The organism is Deltaproteobacteria bacterium (genome assembly GCA_020848905.1).
Classification (GTDB): domain Bacteria; phylum Myxococcota_A; class Polyangia.
This window is the reverse complement of record JADLHG010000080.1, coordinates 1-3,849: the sequence shown is the minus strand read 5'-3', so window position 1 is coordinate 3,849 and position 3,849 is coordinate 1. Positions and strand designations below refer to the sequence as shown.

Here is a 3,849-nt window from a genome sequence, read left to right as displayed (position 1 = left end):
CGACAACCCCGAGGACACCCGCGCGCTCTTGCGGCTCGGCGATCTGCTGGTGCGCACGGGGAAGCCCGATGAGGCCGCCGGGCCCTACTGGCGCGCCGCCGACCTCTACGAGCGCGATGGCTTCTTCCTGAAGGCCGCGGCCGTGTGCAAGCAGATCTACCTGCTCGGCTCGGGCCAGCACCTCGCTGTGCGCACCGCGCTCACGCGCTTGGCCGAGGTCCTTGGGCTACCGCTCGAGGTGTTGTTGCCGAAGGCGGCGCGCGGGAACGGGTGAGGTAGGGGCGGCGGGTTCGGCGCGCCCGGGGGGAGGGGGGTTCGTTCCCGCCGTACCGGCGAGGACCTTGGCGCGAGAACAAACGCCCCGCCGGAGCGGGGCGTTTGAGGATGGTGGAGGCGGCGGCTACCGAATCATGCTCGCAACCGGCTGTTGTGGCGGCGCAATCGCCAATGTGGTCTTACCGGATGCCCCCAATCATGCCCCCACGCGACGGCGCTGAGCAGACGCCCGCGTCGCCTTCGCCCTGGGTGCGCGAACCGTCTTGGCGGACCAAAACCGCTCCAGCTCCGCGACGCGCTTCTTCGGTTCCATCGCGAGCAGGGCGAGCTGGCCGACCAGGGTGGCGCTCGGCGCCTTGTCGTCGGTGCGCAGCTTCGAGAGGTAGCCGTGCGACAGGTGCAGGAGGGTCTCGAGGCGGCGCTGCGTGCTGACCTCGACCAGCTTGTCGAGCGCCTCGAGAGCGCGCCGGCGCAACTCGCGTTGGTAGGCCGCGTCCACGGCGGCCGAGTAGCGGGCGGCCTCTTCGTCGTCGAGCCACAGCTCGTGGCACGCGGAGCACTCGCTGAGCGCCAGCGTGGCGGGCAGCGCGAGCGCGACGCCTCGGTGAGTCACGCGCCGCCCACGCGCGACCTGGGCCACCGTGCCGGCTGCGCCGCAGGCGGCACATCGCTGGGGCTGCGCCTTGGTCTTCGTCGTCGTCATGGTTGCACCTGGCCGCCGTTGGTTCGCAGCGGCCTCTCGAGCGGGTGGCACGAGATCGTGAAGAGCTGCTCGGTGACTGCGCCCTTGGCATCGAACACGTTGTCGATCGTCAGCTTCACGTACCACCCGATGGCGTCATGCCGGACGCCGTACACATCGAACTTCATGCCGTTCTGGTCGAGCGTGCCGTGGAAGGCGCTCTCGGCCAGCTTGCCCAGGATGCGCAGCCCGTGCTCCTTCCAGTTGCCCCCGTACACCTCCCTGAGCGGGTCGACGGCCGTGGACGGGTTACGCTCGAGCTGCTCGAGGGGCAGGAGCTGCCCGGCTTGAAGGCGCTTGGGTGGGCGTACTGATCGTTGGGTCGGCGCTGTCAGGCGCTTGAAGCGTGGGCGTTCGCGGTGGAGCGCCGGGCGGGGATGCGCGCCGGCCGGCACCTACTCCCATCTGCACGTGCCGCAGCAGTGGTCGCTGACCACCGACTCCTGGCCCGCCTCCACGTAGGAGACCAGGTTCCCGGCGTCGTCCCAGACCAGCTCGGCGGTGCACACGACGTGGTCGGGGTCCGGCGTGGTGCAGCCGTACTGCTCTTCCCCCTCCTGCACCCGCCGCGTGTACGTGAGCCCGAGGAGATGCTCGTCGGACCATTGGTAGACCACGTCCACGACGCCGAGCTCGGTGAGCCCGGCCAGAAGTGTGCTGCGCGTCATCTGCCCCGCTGCGTTCCACTGCTCCACCCGGTGGGCGCGTTCCACGCCGTCGTCGGTGAACCAGACCTGGGGGTGATTGCCGCTCTCCTCCGGGCCATTGGGCTCCGGGTACTGCGTCCGCTCGTGCGCCTCTGCGATGCTCCCATCGGCGGCGAAGACGGTCTCAAAGGACACCTCGGCGCCGTCCCACTCCCCGTCCAGCCAGGTGCGGGCCCGCTCGAGCACCAGGTTCGCGGCGTCGTCCCACTCCATCTCGAAGCGCTGCTCTTGAAGCACGGTGCCGTCGCGGATCCTGTCCACCTGCGAGATGGTCTGCGGCAGCTCGGTGTCGGCCCAGTAGCTGACGTGCGTCTCGGCGACGCCGAAGCACAGGTAGTCGGTGGTGCGGCCGAGCTCATCGGTGGCCGTGGCGACGCAGTCGGACGACTCAAGCTCGCGCATCACGGGGAAGTGGGGTCCGGCGATCGGCGGCCACGGGTAGCTCGGGTAGCTGTCCGAGCAGAGGCCCTCGACGCAGCCCTCCTCGCACAGCGGCATCGGCGAGCTCCACATTTCGAGGCCGCAGCCGAGGGCCGCAAACGCAATGGCACCCATGATTGGGCCGAGCTTGCACATCGGTCACCCCCTGCCCGAGAGCCTACCAGCCCGTCCCTGTCGATCAACCCTCGGGCGCGTGCCGCATCTTCAACAGCTCCAGGATGCCCACGCTCAGCGTGCTACCATCCTTGAGCCTGAGCACGTAGTCCGCCTCGCGCCCATAGACCGCCGGCCGCTCCACCACCGCGTCCAGGATCTTGTTCTAGAGCCAGACGACGTAGCGGACGGTCACGACACCTGTCCTCGTTCCGTTCCTGTGCTCGCATGCACGCCGAAGGTCTCCGTTGCGTTCGCGGTCCCGCCCCCGCCGTCGCCTGTAGGCTTCTGGCCGCCCGCCCTACCGCCGTCAACCATCGCTTCCGGCAGCCGCTCATCGTCGACCATTTCTCGACGGACGCGACGCCGCTCGGCGCGCACCCGATTGCGGCAGGCCTCGATCGAGGGCGCGCCGCGCCGAAGCGATCGTGCAGGCCAACCGGTGCGCGACCTGTGGCCACGTACAGTCCGCAGCGCGCAACGCGGCGACGCGCTCGGGCGATGGTGCGCTCTTGCCGATCGGGCGCCCGAGCTTCTTGCCCGCGCGCCGGGCCGCGGCCAGCCCGTCGAGCGTGCGCTCAACGATCACCGCGCGCTCGAACTCCGCGACGGCCGCAAGCACGGTGAGCGTGAGATCCGACACGGCGTCGTGCTGCGCTCGCACCTCGAGGCCCTGCGCGATGGCGACGAACGCAACGCCGGACGAGCGCAGCCGCCGGAGATTGGCGAGCAGGTCGAGCGTCGAGCGCCCGCAGCGATCGAGGCGCTGCACGAGCACGACGTCGACAGCACCACGTTGAGCGGCGCCGAGCACCCGCTCGAGCCCGGGCCGCACGCTGCCGCGGCCTGACGCGGTCTCCTCGATCTCGAGCACGACGCGCAGGCCACGCGCCGCGGCAGCCGCGCGCAGCTCGCGTCGCGCTAGCCGCGCGTTCTGCTCGCGGGTGCTCACTCGGTGGTACAGCGCGGCGCGAAGACGACGGTGGGCCATGGGTCGAGCCGACCACGGCGGCGCCCTGCCGTTACGTGGCAACGATGCCGTCAACCCCCGCAGCGCTATGCAGCCGTGGACGGGTTACGTCGTAGCGATACTTGAGTCGCCAGCGCAGCGAACCCGAGGACGGCACCTCAAGGTAGAGCCCGCGCTCGTCGTACACCTTCGCCATCTTCCGGGGCCGCTTCTCGCGGTTGATCTTCTGCACCTCGGACGCCGTCAACATGCTCCACCTCCAAGAGCGGCTGATGTGCCGCCCTGGGGGTAGGGTGCGCTTCCAGCGGCGGATACCCCTGGAGTTACCCCCAACAGCGGCGCGTGGAGCAGCAAAGAGTCCGTTGGCACCAAAGGCAAAACCCGCATGACAATGCGGGTTTTGCCTCCTCGAAGCGTTGTGTCGAGGTCACGTTGGTGGAGGCGGCGGGAATCGAACCCGCGTCCGAAAGAAGTCCCCGAGCTGCCGCTACACGCTTAGTTCGCCCTTTGTACTCGACGCGAACGAAGGCGAACGTCCTTTCGCGCCGAGTCCCTCACCT

6 protein-coding genes and 1 other RNA gene are annotated in these 3,849 nt (G+C 69.5%); 1 reads left to right on the top strand and 6 read right to left on the bottom strand.

Annotation, left to right across the window (positions count from 1 at the left end):
* A partial coding sequence (locus tag IT371_30230; GenBank protein ID MCC6751969.1) for a hypothetical protein occupies positions 1–274 on the top strand: 274 nt, incomplete at its 5' end.
* 198 nt (positions 275–472) lie between these two features.
* On the opposite strand, the gene IT371_30225 is transcribed toward IT371_30230, so the two are convergent.
* The 6 genes from IT371_30225 to ssrA form a co-directional block, all read right to left on the bottom strand.
* Positions 473–979: a hypothetical protein gene (locus tag IT371_30225; GenBank protein MCC6751968.1), complete on the bottom strand. Its 507-nt coding sequence runs from the start codon at positions 977–979 to the stop codon at positions 473–475.
* Positions 976–1,413 (bottom strand): hypothetical protein, encoded by a 438-nt coding sequence (locus IT371_30220; GenBank protein MCC6751967.1) that lies wholly within the window; start codon positions 1,411–1,413, stop codon positions 976–978. The genes IT371_30225 and IT371_30220 overlap by 4 nt, the downstream gene beginning before the upstream one ends.
* The gene (locus tag IT371_30215; protein ID MCC6751966.1) at positions 1,414–2,223 is read right to left on the bottom strand and encodes a hypothetical protein; all 810 of its coding nucleotides are present in this window, start codon (positions 2,221–2,223) and stop codon (positions 1,414–1,416) included.
* Between the two features lie 430 nt (positions 2,224–2,653).
* Positions 2,654–3,310, bottom strand: coding sequence for a recombinase family protein (locus tag IT371_30210; GenBank protein MCC6751965.1), 657 nt, complete (start codon positions 3,308–3,310; stop codon positions 2,654–2,656).
* A gap of 31 nt (positions 3,311–3,341) precedes the next feature.
* A complete protein-coding gene (locus tag IT371_30205; protein MCC6751964.1) occupies positions 3,342–3,539 on the bottom strand; it encodes a DUF4102 domain-containing protein in 198 nt (65 codons plus the stop codon).
* A 183-nt stretch (positions 3,540–3,722) separates the two neighbouring features.
* Positions 3,723–3,849: a transfer-messenger RNA gene (gene ssrA / locus IT371_30200) on the bottom strand; the annotation flags it as partial.